The following is a 16937-nucleotide window of genomic DNA, read 5'->3' on the forward strand; positions in this document are numbered from 1 at the left end:
AACACTATTGTTAACTTTTTAAATATACAATAATATTATATGTATTTTTATGAAAAGTATACAATTTAAATAATGAAACATTTAAGTACTGGAAAACCCTCTTTATCCATACGTTAAAGTTTTATTTTTTAAACTTTTTTCTTAGTTTTGATGAAAATATTCAATTAAGAAAAATGGAACGGATACGAGAGAAACTGAATATACTTGCCGATGCAGCAAAATATGATGTATCATGCGCATCAAGCGGAAGCGACCGAAAAAACGAAAATAAAGGAATAGGCAACAGCAGCAACGGTATTTGCCACACGTATACCGAAGATGGCAGGTGCGTTTCCTTATTAAAAATATTACTTACCAACCATTGCATTTACGATTGTGCCTTTTGTGTATCGCGCAGCAGTAACGATGTAAAACGTGCCGCCTTTACAGTAGATGAAGTAGTTGAACTTACCATGGGCTTTTACCGCAGGAATTACATTGAAGGGCTCTTTTTGAGTTCGGGTATTTTTAAAAACGCTGATTTTACCATGGAACGCCTGTTGCGTATTGTAAAAAAACTGCGCCTTGAAGAACGTTTTAACGGCTACATTCACCTTAAAACCATACCCGGCGCCAGCCCCGAGCTGCTTCAGGAAGCCGGGCTCTATGCCGACAGGATGAGTATTAATCTTGAAATGCCCACCGAGGCCGGACTAAAACTTCTTGCCCCCGAAAAAAGCCACGAGGAAGTTAAAAAACCGTTAGGCTTTATTCAAAACACAATTACCCAATATAAAGACGAGAAGAAAACCGGCCTGATAAAGCGTGTGCCAAAATTTGTACCCGCAGGCCAAAGTACCCAGATGGTTATTGGCGCCACACCCGAAAGCGATATGGAAATTATGTATAGCGCCGATAAATATTACAAAGATTTTTCGCTTAAACGGGTTTATTACAGCGGTTATATCCCAATAAGCCATGATACCAGGATGCCGGCAATAGGCAGCCAGCCACCGCTTTTACGCGAAAACAGGCTGTACCAAAGCGACTGGCTTATGCGTTTTTATGGCTTTAACGTAAAAGAACTACTCAACACAAAAAATCCGCACCTGGATACCGACATCGACCCAAAACTGAGCTGGGCACTCCGCAACCTGGAACAATTTCCCATTGATATTAATACCGCAGATTATCGCATGATACTCAGGGTGCCCGGCATAGGTGTAGGTTCTGCAAATAAAATTGTACAGGCCCGCAGGTTTGGCAGGCTACGCAGCGACCAACTTCAAAAAATTGGCATTGCATACAACCGCGCCAGGCATTTTATTCGCTGTGCTGATAGCCCTTTTATACTTAACGAGCCAGACTCTTTACATATTAAAGGACTGATTTTAGCCGAAAGCAACAGTAAATATTTAAAAACAGCCCAAAACCAGCTTAGCCTGTTTTAAACTACCACGCTATGACAACTTATGTTTTTGACGGAAGCTTTGAAGGCTTGCTCACAGCCATTTTTGACAGTTATGACCGTCGCGACAAAATGGTAGATTTGGTTTGGAACAAACACTACCAACCTTCTATGCTTGCTGATGATTACACTGTAATTTCAGACAGCGAAAAAGCTGAACGCGTATGGGCCGGGCTGGGTAAAAAGCTTACCCAAAAATGGGGTATTATGTTTTATAAAGCTTACCTGAGCGAAGACCCGCACACTTTTAAAGACCTCTTTAATTTTGCCCATTACATTTTTGACAACCCACAAGGCGCTGAAAGCAACTTTGGCAACTCATATGTAATGGCAGTAAGTAAAATGGACAGGAAAGTAAACCGCGAAAAACATCGCATGAAAGCGTTTATCCGTTTCCAGAAAACAGCAGATGGCATTTATTACTGCCCTGTTGAACCAGACTTTAATGTTTTACCACTTATCTCAAAATTCTTTAAAGACCGGTATACCGACCAGCAGTGGATTATTCATGATATTAAGCGCAAATATGGCCTGTTTTATAACCTGCACACAGTTGAGGAAATAACCTATGAGTTTGTAGCCAATATAGACATAACCAAAACTGTGCTTCCGGCAGCATTGCAGGATGAAAAAGAAGCCCTGGCATCTTTACTGTGGAAAGACTATTTTAACAGCACCAATATACCGGCACGCAAAAACATGAAGCTACACATACAGCATGTACCAAAGCGGTACTGGAAATATCTTAACGAAAAAGACGGTAAAAATTAAGCCCGTTTTTTAAGCGCTGCAGCAATAACTTTCACAAGCCTTTTTGCCTCCACAATATTACCGGACCATATTGTATAAGACTTAGGAGTTCCATCCTTTAAAAACACAACAATACTGTAGTGTTTGTCCATTTTAACAATAGACAACACTGCCAGAATTGTAGCCGGCACTAAAACACAAATTATTACTATAAGGCCCGGATCATGCATAAGAAAAGGAAACAAAAAGAGAATTGCAGGCAAAAAAAGAAAAAACAGGCCTTTGAGTGTTGGCCTCGCCACAAATTTTATGTTTCTCACAGTTTCAATCTGTTTATAATAGTTTTTGCCCCGCGCCACAACCATAAATCTATCCCTGTAAAGTTTTCCGCACGTATTGCCAAATAACGGAGTATCATCTGGTGCCATAATTAAAATATAAGTAAGGTTAATTGCACTTATACATACGCAGAAAATCACGAAATGGTTTTAGCTGTGTTTTTTTGTTATAAAAAGCCGCTATTACACTTGTTTTTGTTGCAAAAAACTACACTAAAATACAACTCACCTTAAATATTAAATAATTCAACAGATTTAACACTCAAACATTAGGTTTTAAAATAAAAACTGTTAGTTTAGCGTTAACATAATATAATGTTTTATTTAATATTTTGTTGGGAGAATAAAAATAAAAGACGACGTAACTTTAATTACCTGAAAAACGAAAACTTATGCTACTACCTGAAAACCAAAAGATTAAGCATGAAAATGATCTTCCTCCGGGAATGTTTACAAAAATGCTGGCTACAAGCCTGCTTGTAGTTATGGGGGTATGCCTGCTTACATTGGCTATTTTTAGCCTGTAATACGCAAACGATTTAGATAAAAGGCCTGCAAAAATAAATTTTGCAGGCCTTTTGCCTTATATCAACTTATCACCTCGTTGCTGCTCATAAAACGCATCAACATTTAGCACCGGCTGTGTAGACGCCATAACGGCAAGCTGGTCGCACCGTTCATTTTGCGGATGCTGGTTATGCCCTTTAATCCACTTAACATCCACCTTATGCTGGCGGTAAATTCTAAGGAAGCGTTTCCACAGGTCCGGGTTCTTTTTACCGGCAAAACCTTTTTTCTCCCAGCCAAAAACCCAGCCTTTAGCAATACTGTCTATTACATATTTACTGTCACTCACCACAAGTACAGATGTATTAGGGGTGCGTAGTTTTTCGAGCCCCACAATAACAGCAAGCAACTCCATACGATTATTAGTAGTTAGCCTGAAGCCTTCATAAAATTCTTTACGGTAACCGGTGCCCACCTGCTCCAGGATTACCCCATAACCTCCCGGCCCCGGATTACCCTTGGCAGCGCCATCGGTATATATGTGCACAGTATGCATACAAAGCAACTATTTTTTAGGAGTTATTACAACTGTTTTTAACATAGCATCGTAAACAGCCGTATTATCTTCTTTACCTACCTCCTCAATATAATTGAGGTTAATATAGTAAGTATCGCAGTAAAAAAAAGTGGCCCTGCTTTTCAGGAACACTTTTTCTCCGGCAGGATTTTTAAAGTCATAAGTGCTTTGCATTTCCCAGGCTTTACCCCCAGGAAAAGTAAGCGGCTTTATAGAACCCGTTTTATAATTCTCTAACACCTTACTATATTGCGCTTCAGCAGATTCAAGAAGCTTTTTAAACCCTTCATAGGTTGCATTTTTCAAAGGCTTAACAACCACATTAACGGTAGGTATTATACCTGCATATTTTTTGGGGTCATATTTATAAAAAGCAGCAAACCCTGAAACGGTAGCATAATCTTTAAGTATGCTTGCCCTTTGCTCTTCGCTCAGGTCAAATTTATCGAGGTTTTCCCTGGCGCCACCCAGCTCAGTAACAAACCAGTCAGCAGGCGGCTGAACCGAAAACCCGAAAGCATTAATAGTATAGCGCTCCTGGCCAAACGCAGCAGTGATTACGGCAAAAAACAGAAGAATAAAAACCTTTTTCATTCGAGAATATTAATTATTTAAGATCAGTTGTTCAATAACCGCGGGAAAATGCTCATGCTCCAAAGCCAGCACCTTTAATGCCACTTCTTCAGGAGTAATACATTCTTCAACCGCTACAGCCTGCTGAAAGATTATGTTACCCTCATCATAATTATCATCTACATAGTGTATAGTAATACCGCTTTCTTTCTCTTTATTCTCCAGCACGGCACGGTGCACGTGCAGTCCATACATACCTTTACCGCCATATTTAGGCAATAAGGCAGGGTGAATATTTATAACACTGTGCGGATATGCCTCTATAATATCGGCCGGAAATTTTAAAAGGAAGCCCGCAAGCACAATTAAATGCGGGTTAAAAGCCTGTAGGTGGCGTAGTACAAAACCGTTGTTCAGCTCTTCTTTTGTAAACACAAATATGGGCACATTATGTGCTTTAGCTTTATCTAAAACACCTGCATTAGCATTGTTAGTAAGCACCAACACCACTTTTGCAGTATTTTTTTGTGAGAAATAACTCATAATTTGCTCAGCATTACTGCCGCCGCCCGACGCAAAAAGCACTATATTTTTCATTTGTCAATCGTTTTCCCGATGCAAAAAAACGAATTATATCCCGCAATATAACACCCTTTTCACATTATTGTAAAATTAATTTTTTACCTTAGTACTCACATTTTTGAGCGAAAACATGGTTTTAAAATAAAGTTTTTTATTTTTGCCGTTCAATTTAAATTCTAAAATTAAAGATTATGTCAGACATTGCATCAAGAGTAAAAGCGATCATCGTAGACAAACTAGGCGTTGACGAGAACGAAGTTGTATCAGAAGCTAGCTTCACTAATGACCTTGGAGCTGATTCACTGGACACTGTTGAGCTTATCATGGAGTTTGAGAAAGAATTCGATATCCAGATACCAGACGACCAGGCTGAAAACATCGCTACTGTTGGTCAGGCTATTTCTTACATAGAAGAAGCAAAGAAGTAATAAATACCTAACATCCATGTTGCACCTTACTACATGGATGTTATTATTTATTGGGCGCTGTAATGCCTTTTTTTATAATTTTACAGAAAATAAGCTCCGGCATAACGGCGCAACAACATATAATAATGATGATACCCATGTTTCTTATATCCAATATTTTTGAATAAAGAATCGCATGGGTATTGTTTTATAAATTATAAACTAAACTGATAACCATTTATGGAATTAAAGCGAGTTGTGGTAACAGGCCTTGGGGCACTTACACCTATTGGCAACACCGTGCAGGAGTACTGGGAAGGCCTTATTAACGGCAAGAGCGGCGCTGCACCTATTACCTATTTTGACGCCACAAACTTTAAAACCAAATTTGCCTGCGAAGTAAAAAACTTTAAGGTTGAAGACTTTATAGACCGTAAAGAAGCCCGTAAAATGGACCGCTATGCACAATATGCAGTAGTAGCCAGCGATGAGGCTGTTAAAGATGCAGGCTTTGACTTTGAAACGCTTGATAAAGACCGCATAGGTGTTATATGGGGTTCTGGCATTGGTGGACTTGAAACCTTTCAGGAAGAGGTTATAAACTGGGCTAACGGCAACGGCACCCCTAAGTTTAACCCATTCTTTATCCCTAAAATGATTGCTGATATTGCCGGCGGCCACATCTCTATGAAATATGGCCTGCGAGGGCCTAACTTTACTACGGTATCGGCCTGTGCATCGAGCACAAATGCAATGATAGATGCTTTTAACTACATTCGCCTGGGCATGGCAGATGCCATTGTAACCGGCGGTAGCGAGGCAGCTGTAACCATAGCGGGCATGGGCGGCTTTAATGCCATGCACGCGCTTTCTACACGAAATGACGACCCTACAACCGCAAGCCGGCCTATGGACAAAGACCGTGATGGTTTTGTATTGGGCGAAGGCGCAGGCGCACTTGTTCTTGAAGAACTTGAGCATGCTAAAGCGCGTGGGGCAAAAATATACTGCGAAATAGGCGGCGGGGGCATGAGTGCCGATGCACACCATATTACCGCACCACACCCTGAAGGCCTTGGCGCACGCAATGTTATGATTAACTGCCTTAGAGATGCAGGCCTTAAGCCTACAGACGTAGACGGTGTAAACATGCACGGTACCAGCACACCATTGGGCGATATTGCCGAAAGCAAAGCCATACTTGATGTATTTGGCGAGCATGCTTATACCCTAAACATTAACTCTACCAAGAGTATGACGGGCCACCTTTTAGGTGCAGCCGGTGCTATAGAAACCATAGCTTCTATACTATCTATTGTTCATGGTATTGTACCACCTACCATTAATCATTTTACCGATGATGACAACATAGACCCTAAGCTTAACTTTACCTTTAACGCCGCCCAAAAAAGGGACATGAAGGTAGTTATGAGCAATACATTTGGGTTTGGTGGCCATAATGCCTGTGTACTTGTTAAAAAATTCGAAGCCTAATACCGCTTATGGGTTTCCTTAAAAAAATATTTTCAAAATCCTCCCGCCCTGCCCCACAGCAAGGCGGGATTTTTTTTACTGAACTTGAGACAACACTTGGGTTTACCCCACTAAACATAGCCCATTACAAGCGTGCGTTTACACACAGGTCATCTAATAAGACTGATGATAAAGGCAACCCGCTTAACTATGAAAGGCTTGAGTTTTTGGGCGATGCCATGCTGGGTTCGGTAATTGCTGCACACCTGTTTAACGAGGTACCTGCCGGCGATGAAGGCTACCTTACTAAAATGCGCAGTAAAATTGTGAGCCGCGAACACCTTAATGAATTGGGCCGCGACCTTAACCTTATTAAATGGGTTGAAAGCAAAGTATCTGCACAGCATTTTGGCGAAAACATACACGGCAACCTTTTTGAGGCCCTTATAGGCGCTATTTACCTTGACCGCGGGTTTGAATATTGCGAGAAGTTCATTCACCAGAAAGTGGTTGAGCCTTACGTAGATATTGCCAAGCTTGAAGGCAAGGTTATAAGCTATAAAAGCCTTGTTATTGAGTGGTGCCAAAAGCAAAAAAAATCATTTAACTATGAGGTGTATGAAGATAACGGCAAAGAAGGCCAAAAGCATTTTGCCATAAAACTTACCATAGACGGGCGCATAGTTGCACGCGCCAGGGCCACATCTAAAAAGAAAGCAGAGGAAAAAGCATCGCAAAGAGCGTTTTTTGCATTTCAGGAAAAAATTAACAAAAAATAAAACGAGATTCTTATTTTCTCAATCGTTTTCGTGAAGAAATTTACCTTAACTTAAATTTAAGAGTTAATAATATAAGTTATAAATCTTATATTTACGGGCTTAAAGCGTGGTTAAATGAAAAAGGTTTACAAGCTGGCATTTGAAGATTTTGATGCTGAAGAGTACAGCCTTATAGCCATTCATTCGGGCCTTGAAGCATACAGGCTGGCTTACTTTATAAACCGTGAGCTAAACATAAGACTTGAAAAGTGCCCCAAAGATGTTGCCTATACCGTAGAGCAGGGAAAAGCTACCTTTAACAGGTATATTTATGAAGACGAGGTTAATAATGCCGAATGGAACCTGCTTGAAAATAAAGATACAGCCCTTAGCACCGCAGCAGATACAACGCTGTTTGGCAGTTCTGGCATTAGTGTGAGTATTTACCTGCTGCCGGAGTATAAAAATGCCGATTACCTGCTGAAAGTGGAAAATGCAGAGGGGGTAGACAAAGCTGTACAGCTGCTTGACGGAATACAGCACATAAGGGCGGCTTATACAATAGACACCCACAGACTGAGATCAAAAAACAACTTAATATTTTAAGAGAATGCCGACAAACAAAAAAACTAAAATTGTAGCCACATTAGGGCCTGCATGCAGCACCAGGGAAGTGATTAATGATATGATTATTGCCGGTGTAAACGTATTCAGGATTAACTTTTCGCATGCTGACTATGCCGATGTTCAGGAGCGAATTGATATAATCAGGAGCCTTAATGAAGAGTTTGGCTACAATACTTCGATACTTGCCGACCTGCAGGGGCCTAAGCTTCGTGTGGGCGTTATGAAAGATGACGTTATTGTAAACCCGGGCGATGTAATTACCTTCCAGACTGCAGAAGATGTACCTGGTACTGCCGAAAGGGTATACATGAACTACAAAGCATTTCCTAACGATGTAAATGCCGGAGAACGTATACTTCTTGATGACGGTAAACTTATTTTTGAAGTTATTGAAACTGACAAAGTTAACGAGGTTAAAACCAAAGTTATACAAGGTGGCCCGCTTAAGTCTAAAAAAGGTGTAAACCTTCCTAACACTAAAGTATCGCTTCCTGCACTTACTGAGAAAGACATACGCGATGCTATATTTGCTATAAAAGCACAGGTAGACTGGATTGCCCTTTCTTTTGTTCGCACACCGCGCGACCTGCAAGACCTACAGGAGCTTATTGCTGAGCACGGCGACCACAAAATTCCGATCATAGCTAAAATCGAGAAGCCTGAAGGTGTTGAAAACATTGACAAGATTGTAGCTTACTGCGACGGTCTTATGGTGGCCCGTGGTGACCTTGGTGTTGAAATGCCTGCACAAGAGGTGCCGCTTATCCAGAAAAAGCTTATAAACCGTGCTAAAACAGCGCGTATACCGGTTATTGTGGCTACACAGATGATGGAAACCATGATTACCAGCCTTACCCCTACACGTGCCGAAGTTAACGACGTGGCAAACTCTGTAATGGATGGTGCCGATGCCGTAATGCTTTCGGGTGAAACATCTGTAGGCAACTACCCGGTACAGGTTATCGAGAAAATGACTTCTATTATTGAAGCCGTTGAAGATTCTCCGCTTATTACTGTTCCGCAAAATATGCCACAGGTGCGTACCAAGCGTTTTATAACAAAATCTATTTGCTACCACGCTGCCCAAATGGCTAACAACGTAAAAGCAAAAGCTATTATAACACTTACAAACAGTGGTTATACTGCATTCCAGATTTCTGCCTGGAGGCCGTCTTCTCAAATATTGGTATTTACCGATAACAAGAGGATACTAACGCAAATGAGCCTGCTTTGGGGTGTTAACTCATTTTACTATGACAAATCACTTAGTACTGATGAGACTGTAGATGAAGTAAACGCTATTGCTGTTGAAAAAGGCTATGCCGAAAGCGGTGATTACCTTATTAACCTTGCTGCTATGCCTGTAACAGAGCGCGGTATGGTTAATACACTAAGGGTTACTGAAATTCACTAAGATTTTTTATCCGTTTTAATAGTAAAGGCCTCCGCACCGTAGTGTGGAGGCCTTTTATTTTTATCCTGTTTTCCCTAAGCCATTTCTTCTTCAAAGGCTATTTCAGGGTTTAGTATTTCATTAATCAGGCTTACCAGCTGCGCTGTAAAAGAAGTCAAGGTTTCGGCCGTTATAGTATCTGTTACCGGGATTGACTTATCATAAGCATCGGCAAACGTAAAGCCCATAAACCCGGCTTTCATGTTCTTAAACGAGATAATACCGGCTTCAATCTCCATTCCATTCGCCAGGGGTTCATACATAAAGGCATAGCACAATAGCTGTATTATCTTGTCGTTTTTGATACCCTGGGTTAAGCCCTCCCATGTTTTAAGCGATACATTGCGCTTTTCTACCTTTCCGGTTTTGTAATCGGTTATCCTGATGCGGCCGTTGCGCTCTTCAATACGGTCAATATTACCGGCAATAAGCACCGGGTAAGGCAAATCAGGGTGTTGTAGCAAGCGTTCAAATTTATGTTCTAAAGCCAGTATTTTAACAGCATCGCCATCGGTTAGCCCCTGCCTCTCAAGCTTTAAAAAATTATGCACGTTACGCTTGGCTACTTCAAAAGCCAGCAGGTTACGGCCTTTTTTAATTTCGCCCTCTTTATACACCGTTACAAACTGGCGCATAACCTCATCATCGGCAAGGGTAGCCATTGTATCAAGATCGTGCAGGGTAAGGAAACGGCCTATGGTGGGCTTGTAAAGCTCTTCTAAAGCACCGTGAATGATGGTCCCCAGCGTGTTGAGGGCAATGCTCTCCTCAACCTCATCTACCTCGCTTATGCGCAGTATCCGCTGATAGTAAAACTGTATGGGATTGCGCAAATAACCGGTTAGCGCAGATGGTGAAAAACCTTTGCCCGTAGCTATTTCGTGCAACCTGGTCATAACAGATTCGGTTTTGGGCACGTGCATGGGCTCATACGCCCTGGGCGGAAGGCTGGCATTATAAATAGTACTGACCAGGTTGTGGTTGGGCTGGCGTTCAATTTCCAATTGGGTTAAGAAACGGCTGCGCTCACCGGCATCAAGGCCCTCGCTTTCGGTATTATACAGCAGGTACACATTCTTTGCACGCAGCAGCAGGTGGTAAAAGTGGTAGCTGTAAATGGCATCTTTCTCTTTATAAGTAGGCAGTCCCAGCTCACGTTTTACATCATACGGAATGAACGAATTCTGGGTTTTCCCGGCAGGGAATTTACCCTCGTTCATACTGGTAATAATCACGTTTTCAAAGTCGAGCACACGGCTTTCCAGCACGCCCATAACCTGCAGGCCGCTAAGGGGTTCGCCTTCAAACGACACCTCAGCAAGGTCAATAACCTGCTTGTAAATGCTGTGCAGCACGGCAAGATTGTTTATCTGCTCATGTTTATCTTGGTAATTGATAAGCTTATTAATGACTTTAAAGATGGAGTACAAAAATGCCTTTGCAATCTTATCTTCTTCATCATCAGTACTGAGGTACGACTTTAAAACCAGCATGATATCGCTGAGGCGTTGCAGTACATTGCCCACATTTTCGTCCCAACGTTCAAAAAGCAGCTTAAAGAAATCTGAAGCCCTGCCCTGTATTTCAAACAACTTACTGAGCGACAGGAACGTTATGTTGTTACGGTTTATACTGTTTATCAGGTAGTCAGCACCAATGTAGGGTTCTACCAGCGGATGCGTAAGCACATCAAGCACTTCGCGGTAGTAGAGTGTGTAGCTTTTTTCGCTGCGGGCAAGTGCATTGGTATGCAGCTTAAACAGCTTTTGCACCAGCACCTGCGCGGGGTTGTTACGGCTACTATAGCCCATGGTTATGTTAAGGCTGCCCACATTGGCCGGAAGGCTGTACAGCATGGGTATGAGCAGGCTTTCCTCGCCCAATACCAATGCTGTCTTGTCAAGGCTTTGCCCGGAGTTTTGTATCTGCTCTATAATTTCGCCTGCAATTTTGGCCTGTCCTACGGTTTTAGGTGTACCAATGATACGTATGTCCTTTGGTGTGCTAAAATCGTTTGTAATCCATTTAAATTCGTTACCGGCATATTGTTTCCAGTCCTTCTTAAAACGGCGTATAAACAGCCCCGCATCATGATAATGGTCGTTAAGGAAGGTGTAGTCAATATCCCAGTAAATATTGGCCTGACCATTCATCATAAGGTGCTGGATTATCTTCTCCTCAGCAGCACTCAGCGCATTAAAACCGCCGAAAATCAGGTGCCCTTTAAAGGCTTCGCTAAAATGGTCTATGTTTTTAACTGCCTCGCGGTATATAAGTCCCTGGTAGCCGGTGCCTTTATCAAGTAAATGATTATACAGCGTGTGGTAGTAAGACGGCAGCTGTTTCCAGAACTCGAGGTAGCTGGCAATCATGCTGGTGCGCTTGTCTACATCTACCGCCCAGTGTTCTATTTCCTGAATGTTTTCAAGGTATTTCAATACTTTATCGGGCTCCAGCAGGTAGCGGTCAATCTCGTTAAAGTCGCCTAAAAGGGTTTTGCCCCAGTTGGCAAAGGTTTCAAAATTCTGCTGCTTGTCTTTTGGCGTAAGCACAAGGTAAATCTCATAAAACTCAAACAAGAGCTCTATGCTATCTATACTGCGTATTCCGGCTACATCCTGCACAAAATCTTCAATAGAAATAATAGTTGGCGCAAACACAGTACCGTTAAGCTGCCGCTTAAGGGCTTCGAGCAAAAAGATGCGGGCCCGCTTGTTGGGCAATACTATTGTTATGGCATTGAGGTTGTTGCCGTGGCTTTGGATAATCTCGGCACTAAGCTTATCAAGAAATGTTTGCATAGCTGACTAGTCCTAAAATAACGATACAGGATTAATAATAGTAAAAATACATTTTTTTAGACAGAAGTAGCTTTCGGGTTACTTCTGTTTTTTGTTTTATAGGTTTTCATTTTGATACTGCTTTGCAGGTGCATTTTGTTTGGAGTCAGCATATAATTTGACCAATGTGGCCTGATTTGATTATACTTATTTATAACCTCCGCTACCAGCTTTTTCATTAATGATAATTCAAGATGGTAAGCGTCAATCATAAACTCCTGTTTTAATATTCCATTTACCCTTTCCGCTACTGCATTTTCATAAGGATCTGAGTTTTGAGTCATACTACATTTCAAGTTACATTTTTTTAATAAATATTGATACTCATCCGAACAATATTGTATTCCCCTGTCTGAATGATGTATTAATGATTCAGCCTTAAACATCCTGTTCTTATGAGCCATTTTTAGAGCATTAATACTGCCTTGTGTGCTCAGGGAATCAGACACATCATATCCCATTATCTTTTTAGAATAAGCATCTGTTATTAAGCTTAAATAACAAGGTTTATCCCGTTTCCCGATGTATGTAATGTCGGATACCCACACCTGCTCCGGTTTAGTAATATCAAGTTCTTTAATCAGGTTAGGATGCTTTCTAAAACGATGGTGTGACCATGTAGTGACATGATAACTCCTTTTAGGCTTTATCAGTAAATGATTTGCTTTTAAAATACTAAAGAACTTATCCCTTCCTACTTTTAAATCTTTAAGCTTATTATTAAGTATATGATACAATTTGCGTGTACCAAGCCGGGGTTGGGCTATGCGCTGTTCCTTTACAAGTCCTACAACCTGTTCCGCCAGGCTCCTGCGAAGCTTGACACGTTTAACACTTCGATAATAAACCTGCCTGTCTATCCCGAACAAACCACAGCTGAAGCTTAAGCTTTCCTGCCTTTTTTTACTGAAGGATTGGATTGTCCGGGTGGTAAGTTTTTTCTGATGTCAATATTATATTCCTTTTCCGCTAAGTCTATCATCATATCAAAAATAATAGCTTTAGAATCGGATATATGGTTTTGACTTTCAAGCTGGGCTTTCTGCTTTTCTAAAAGCTTTACTTTGGCCTCAAGTTCCATAATACGTTGTTCAGGTGTCTTTGGCATATTCGATGGTGTTTGATTCTCCCAATCAAAGTTACCATATTTCCTAAGCCAATTTACAACTGTTGAACGAGCCTGGATGCCATATTTTCTTTGCGCGGCATAAGTTGAAAGCTCACCCGATTCAATCTCTTTTACAATTTGAATCTTTAAACTTAAAGTGTAATCTTTTTGGGTACGCCTTACATAATTGTTTTGTCCTTCCATTTTGATACTTTTTTTGTGTATCGATATTTCAGGACGGGACAAGCGTAAAAATAAAAAACGCCCCCGAATAATCGGGGGCGTTCTTACTATTTATCTTATAACTGATTACTCAGTTTTGATAAGCTTAATTTCTACCCTGCGGTTTTGGGCTTTACCTTTTGCATTTTTGTTAGATGCAATTGGCTTGGTTTCACCAAATCCTACAGACTCAAGCCTGTCTTCTTTAATACCGTTAGTAACAAGGAATGTTTTAACAGCAGCAGCCCTGTTTTCAGATAGTGTTTGGTTAAGCGCGTTGCTACCATCGCTATCAGTGTGGCCTTCTATGCTAAACCTTGCCTGTGGATATTCTTTAAAGATAGCAAGCATTGAGTTAAGTACCGGCATTGTTTCGTCTTTAAAGGTAGCTTTACCACTGTTAAACAGGATGGTTTTAGCATACTCATTCAGTTTCTTAACAACCTCTTCGGTTACTTCAGGACAACCGCGGTTAGCTTTAGTACCCGGAACATCAGGACATAGGTCATCTTTATCAAGAACACCGTCTTTATCCCTGTCTGGCCATGGGCAGCCACCGTTTTCTTTAGGGCCGGCAACATCCGGACATTTATCATCTTTATCAGCTATGCCGTCGCCGTCTTTATCAGGACAGCCGTTAAGGCTCTTAGGACCGGCTACATCAGGACAAGCGTCGTCTTTATCAGGAATACCATCGCCATCTTTATCAGGACAACCCTGGAACTCCTGCAGGCCAGCCTCTTGCGGACAAGCATCATCCTTATCAGGAATACCGTCGCCATCAGTATCAGGACAACCCTGGAACTGTTTTAGGCCCGGTTCGTTAGGGCAGGCATCGTCTTTGTCATAAATACCGTCGCCATCAGTATCTTTACCGCCAAACTTAAAAGTAAGGCCCGCAAAGTGCTGTATGTGGCGTGGCACATTAGCTTCTGCCTGGTCTTCAAATGTATGTTTGTAGGTAGACTGTAGCGTTAGGCCCACGTTTTCTGAAAACCAGAAGTTAACACCTATACCACCGTTTACAGTACCGTTGCCCTGCTCATCTATCCAGGTGTAACCACCACCTACGTGAACAAACGGGTTAAACCAGCTTTTTTGAAGGAAACCATACTTAATAGTACCGTCTACACCATAGTAAGTAACGTCTCCCGGATCTGTAACTATATAGTCCTGAGTGCCCGGTACACGGCTTACCAATTTATCAATTTTGTTTACAGATCCTGTAATGCCAAAAGTAAAACCATCGCCTACGTGCCTTGAAACACTTAGGTAAGATACTGAAGGTAGCACATTCCAGTACTCATCTGTTTTAAAGAAACCGCTAAACTGGTCTCCAAATTCTGATGCTGCGCCAAAACGTGTTGATACTGCATTGACACCAAAGCCTATGGCCCATGGGTTGTCTTCGTCCTGCGCCTGTGCGTGTAATCCCGCAAGCAGTAGCGCCCCAACGAATAGTTTGTTAAGATGTCTCATACTTTTTGTTTAATTTAAATTAGGTTATATGAGACAAAATTACCCTGTTAAACTAACACAACAAAACGTTTTAATACAATTTAACTTACAGTTTACCACAAATTATAGTTAAATCACACTTAACAGTTTGCCAACTTCGGTAAATGCGGCGATTGCTTTATCAAGATTTTCCTTACTGTGGGCCGCCGAAAGCTGTACTCTTATTCTTGCTTTTTCTTTAGGCACAACCGGGAAAAAGAAGCCTATAACATAAATACCGCGCTTAAGCAGCTCATCTGCCATGTTTTGGCTCAGCTTTGCATCATACAGCATTACAGGCACTATGGCGCTGTCTCCATCTATAATATCAAAGCCTGCGGCTTTCATACCTTCTTTAAAGTAGTTGGTATTCCATTCCAGCTTATCGCGAAGGGTGGTATCTTTCTCAAGAAGTTCAAACACTTTTATGGAAGCACCTACAATACTTGGTGCCAGCGAATTACTAAACAAATACGGCCTTGAACGCTGCCTTAATATCTCGATTATCTCTTTTTTACCGGTAGTATAACCGCCCATAGCGCCGCCAAGAGCCTTACCAAACGTACCGGTTATAATATCTACACGGCCCATAACACCCTTAGCCTCAAGGGTTCCTTTGCCGGTAGCGCCTATAAAGCCTGCTGCGTGGCACTCGTCTACCATTACAAGGGCATCATATTTATCGGCCAGGTCGCATATTTTGTCAAGCGGGGCTACAAGGCCATCCATACTGAAAACGCCATCGGTTACAATAATTTTGAACCTGTGGCCGGCTTCGTTAGCCTTTATAAGCTGAGCCTCAAGATCTTCCATGTTACTGTTTTCATAGCGGTAGCGTGCGGCCTTGCACAGGCGAACGCCGTCTATAATACTGGCGTGGTTAAGGCTGTCTGAGATAATAGCATCTTCATCACCCAAAAGTGGCTCAAACACACCACCATTAGCATCAAAAGCAGCGGCATACAATATGGTGTCTTCGGTACCGTAGAACTTAGCCACAGCGGCCTCAAGGTCTTTATGAATGTCCTGGGTACCACATATAAAGCGTACTGATGACATACCAAATCCGTGGGTATCAAGGGCTTGCTTAGCAGCCTGAATCACCTCCGGGTGCGATGACAGCCCTAAGTAGTTGTTAGCGCAGAAGTTAAGTACTTTCTCGCCGGTAGTAAGCGTGATTTCAGCATCCTGCGGAGAGGCAATGATGCGTTCCTTTTTGTATAGGCCGTTGTTTTTAATAGCCTCAAGTTCAGCGGCTAAGTGTTCTTTTATTTTTCCGTACATGGTTTAATAAAGTTTTCAGTCGCAGTCACAGTTTTCAGTGCCAAGGCTACGCAAAAATGCGATGCGAAGTTTATATTAGTTTGTTGTTGTTTATTGAATTTAACCAGGCAAACATCCGAATTTTTGAGGATTATTTATCATATAATTTATAATTCTGCCTATTTCAACTGTTTTTTCATTCAAGACCTGATAATGATCATAGGACAAATATCCACATTTTAGGGCAAATTCCAACCAAACATTTGTCTCAGAATTTTCAGCATCGCTATCAGTTAACTTGCTAATAAAGTGATTTATATACCTCCTTTTCCTGTAAGCTTCAGCAATGTTAGCGCAGGTACTGCGGGATGAGCGCCTGATTTGGTCAGTCAACGAATATTTCTCCTCTATAGGAAATGACTTTGACAATTGAAATATCTCCATCGATAGTTCAAAGGCTTTTTGGTATGCTATTAATTCTCTAAAGTCCATAATGAGTGTAGCTTCTGTAGACT

The 16937-nt window shown here is 41.5% G+C and carries 18 protein-coding genes; 8 read left to right on the forward strand and 10 right to left on the reverse strand.

Going from position 1 to position 16937, the window contains the following annotated elements; all coding sequences use genetic code 11:
• Nucleotides 1–173 precede the first annotated feature (173 nt).
• Together AM279_RS12735 and AM279_RS12740 are read left to right on the forward strand one after the other, a co-directional pair.
• A complete protein-coding gene (locus AM279_RS12735) occupies nt 174–1430 on the forward strand; it encodes a putative DNA modification/repair radical SAM protein (protein ID WP_054408412.1) in 1257 nt (418 codons plus the stop codon).
• Between the two features lie 11 nt (nt 1431–1441).
• Nucleotides 1442–2218, forward strand: a complete 777-nt coding sequence (locus tag AM279_RS12740) for a TIGR03915 family putative DNA repair protein (protein WP_054408413.1) — start codon at nt 1442–1444, stop codon at nt 2216–2218.
• Here AM279_RS12740 and AM279_RS12745 read toward each other — a convergent pair.
• Nucleotides 2215–2625 (reverse strand): hypothetical protein, encoded by a 411-nt coding sequence (locus AM279_RS12745; protein WP_054408414.1) that lies wholly within the window; start codon nt 2623–2625, stop codon nt 2215–2217. The genes AM279_RS12740 and AM279_RS12745 overlap by 4 nt on opposite strands.
• A 302-nt stretch (nt 2626–2927) precedes the next feature.
• Here AM279_RS12745 and AM279_RS20955 point away from each other — a divergent pair, with 302 nt between their 5' ends.
• Complete coding sequence (locus AM279_RS20955) at nt 2928–3062, forward strand: hypothetical protein (RefSeq protein ID WP_262494131.1); 135 nt, start codon at nt 2928–2930, stop codon at nt 3060–3062.
• Nucleotides 3063–3118: 56 nt separating this feature from the next.
• Here the strand turns inward: AM279_RS20955 and rnhA are convergent, their stop codons facing one another.
• Genes rnhA through purN form a run of 3 tightly spaced genes read right to left on the reverse strand, consistent with a single transcriptional unit; the run spans nt 3119 to nt 4789 of the window.
• Complete coding sequence (rnhA, locus tag AM279_RS12750; RefSeq protein ID WP_054408415.1) at nt 3119–3598, reverse strand: ribonuclease HI; 480 nt, start codon at nt 3596–3598, stop codon at nt 3119–3121.
• 9 nt (nt 3599–3607) lie between these two features.
• Nucleotides 3608–4213 carry a hypothetical protein gene (locus AM279_RS12755; protein WP_054408416.1) on the reverse strand — a complete coding sequence of 202 codons (606 nt, stop codon included), beginning with the start codon at nt 4211–4213 and terminating at the stop codon, nt 3608–3610.
• 9 nt (nt 4214–4222) lie between these two features.
• Complete coding sequence (purN, locus tag AM279_RS12760) at nt 4223–4789, reverse strand: phosphoribosylglycinamide formyltransferase (RefSeq protein ID WP_054408417.1); 567 nt, start codon at nt 4787–4789, stop codon at nt 4223–4225.
• Between the two features lie 176 nt (nt 4790–4965).
• Between purN and AM279_RS12765 the strand changes: the two genes are divergently transcribed.
• The 5 genes from AM279_RS12765 to pyk all read left to right on the forward strand — a co-directional run bounded on the left by AM279_RS12765 (nt 4966) and on the right by pyk (nt 9453).
• Nucleotides 4966–5202 (forward strand): acyl carrier protein, encoded by a 237-nt coding sequence (locus AM279_RS12765; RefSeq protein ID WP_014166687.1) that lies wholly within the window; start codon nt 4966–4968, stop codon nt 5200–5202.
• A gap of 219 nt (nt 5203–5421) precedes the next feature.
• Complete coding sequence (gene fabF, locus AM279_RS12770) at nt 5422–6675, forward strand: beta-ketoacyl-ACP synthase II (RefSeq protein WP_054408418.1); 1254 nt, start codon at nt 5422–5424, stop codon at nt 6673–6675.
• Between the two features lie 8 nt (nt 6676–6683).
• Nucleotides 6684–7433 (forward strand): ribonuclease III, encoded by a 750-nt coding sequence (rnc, locus tag AM279_RS12775; protein ID WP_054408419.1) that lies wholly within the window; start codon nt 6684–6686, stop codon nt 7431–7433.
• Nucleotides 7434–7547: 114 nt separating this feature from the next.
• Complete coding sequence (locus tag AM279_RS12780; protein ID WP_054408420.1) at nt 7548–8018, forward strand: IPExxxVDY family protein; 471 nt, start codon at nt 7548–7550, stop codon at nt 8016–8018.
• A gap of 4 nt (nt 8019–8022) precedes the next feature.
• On the forward strand, nt 8023–9453 hold the full coding sequence (gene pyk / locus AM279_RS12785; protein WP_054408421.1) for a pyruvate kinase: 1431 nt from the start codon (nt 8023–8025) through the stop codon (nt 9451–9453).
• Nucleotides 9454–9527: 74 nt separating this feature from the next.
• Here pyk and AM279_RS12790 read toward each other — a convergent pair whose 3' ends face one another.
• The 6 genes from AM279_RS12790 to AM279_RS12810 form a co-directional block, all read right to left on the reverse strand.
• A complete protein-coding gene (locus tag AM279_RS12790) occupies nt 9528–12293 on the reverse strand; it encodes a PD-(D/E)XK nuclease family protein (protein ID WP_054408422.1) in 2766 nt (921 codons plus the stop codon).
• A gap of 56 nt (nt 12294–12349) precedes the next feature.
• Nucleotides 12350–13201: an IS3 family transposase gene (locus tag AM279_RS12795; protein WP_054406426.1), complete on the reverse strand. Its 852-nt coding sequence runs from the start codon at nt 13199–13201 to the stop codon at nt 12350–12352.
• A gap of 14 nt (nt 13202–13215) precedes the next feature.
• Entirely contained in the window at nt 13216–13644 is a 429-nt protein-coding gene (locus AM279_RS20815; RefSeq protein ID WP_054410124.1) for a transposase, read from the reverse strand.
• Between the two features lie 105 nt (nt 13645–13749).
• Nucleotides 13750–15141, reverse strand: coding sequence for an OmpA family protein (locus AM279_RS12800; RefSeq protein ID WP_054408423.1), 1392 nt, complete (start codon nt 15139–15141; stop codon nt 13750–13752).
• Nucleotides 15142–15249: 108 nt separating this feature from the next.
• Nucleotides 15250–16443, reverse strand: coding sequence for a glycine C-acetyltransferase (gene kbl / locus AM279_RS12805; protein ID WP_054408424.1), 1194 nt, complete (start codon nt 16441–16443; stop codon nt 15250–15252).
• A gap of 99 nt (nt 16444–16542) precedes the next feature.
• Nucleotides 16543–16914, reverse strand: coding sequence for a four helix bundle protein (locus tag AM279_RS12810; protein WP_054408425.1), 372 nt, complete (start codon nt 16912–16914; stop codon nt 16543–16545).
• Between the last annotated feature and the right edge of the window lie 23 nt (nt 16915–16937).

The sequence above is a fragment of the Flavobacterium akiainvivens genome (genome assembly GCF_001278115.1).
Lineage (GTDB): Bacteria > Bacteroidota > Bacteroidia > Flavobacteriales > Flavobacteriaceae > Flavobacterium > Flavobacterium akiainvivens.

Bases quoted from the DNA above. Each gene is read 5' to 3' on its own strand.
- AM279_RS12735 (WP_054408412.1), top strand. From the start codon at position 174: ATGGAACGGATACGAGAGAAACTGAATATACTTGCCGATGCAGCAAAA.
- AM279_RS12740 (WP_054408413.1), top strand. From the start codon at position 1,442: ATGACAACTTATGTTTTTGACGGAAGCTTTGAAGGCTTGCTCACAGCC.
- AM279_RS12745 (WP_054408414.1), bottom strand. From the start codon at position 2,625: ATGGCACCAGATGATACTCCGTTATTTGGCAATACGTGCGGAAAACTT.
- AM279_RS20955 (WP_262494131.1), top strand. From the start codon at position 2,928: ATGCTACTACCTGAAAACCAAAAGATTAAGCATGAAAATGATCTTCCT.
- rnhA (WP_054408415.1), bottom strand. From the start codon at position 3,598: ATGCATACTGTGCACATATATACCGATGGCGCTGCCAAGGGTAATCCG.
- AM279_RS12755 (WP_054408416.1), bottom strand. From the start codon at position 4,213: ATGAAAAAGGTTTTTATTCTTCTGTTTTTTGCCGTAATCACTGCTGCG.
- purN (WP_054408417.1), bottom strand. From the start codon at position 4,789: ATGAAAAATATAGTGCTTTTTGCGTCGGGCGGCGGCAGTAATGCTGAG.
- AM279_RS12765 (WP_014166687.1), top strand. From the start codon at position 4,966: ATGTCAGACATTGCATCAAGAGTAAAAGCGATCATCGTAGACAAACTA.
- fabF (WP_054408418.1), top strand. From the start codon at position 5,422: ATGGAATTAAAGCGAGTTGTGGTAACAGGCCTTGGGGCACTTACACCT.
- rnc (WP_054408419.1), top strand. From the start codon at position 6,684: ATGGGTTTCCTTAAAAAAATATTTTCAAAATCCTCCCGCCCTGCCCCA.
- AM279_RS12780 (WP_054408420.1), top strand. From the start codon at position 7,548: ATGAAAAAGGTTTACAAGCTGGCATTTGAAGATTTTGATGCTGAAGAG.
- pyk (WP_054408421.1), top strand. From the start codon at position 8,023: ATGCCGACAAACAAAAAAACTAAAATTGTAGCCACATTAGGGCCTGCA.
- AM279_RS12790 (WP_054408422.1), bottom strand. From the start codon at position 12,293: ATGCAAACATTTCTTGATAAGCTTAGTGCCGAGATTATCCAAAGCCAC.
- AM279_RS20815 (WP_054410124.1), bottom strand. From the start codon at position 13,644: ATGGAAGGACAAAACAATTATGTAAGGCGTACCCAAAAAGATTACACT.
- AM279_RS12800 (WP_054408423.1), bottom strand. From the start codon at position 15,141: ATGAGACATCTTAACAAACTATTCGTTGGGGCGCTACTGCTTGCGGGA.
- kbl (WP_054408424.1), bottom strand. From the start codon at position 16,443: ATGTACGGAAAAATAAAAGAACACTTAGCCGCTGAACTTGAGGCTATT.
- AM279_RS12810 (WP_054408425.1), bottom strand. From the start codon at position 16,914: ATGGACTTTAGAGAATTAATAGCATACCAAAAAGCCTTTGAACTATCG.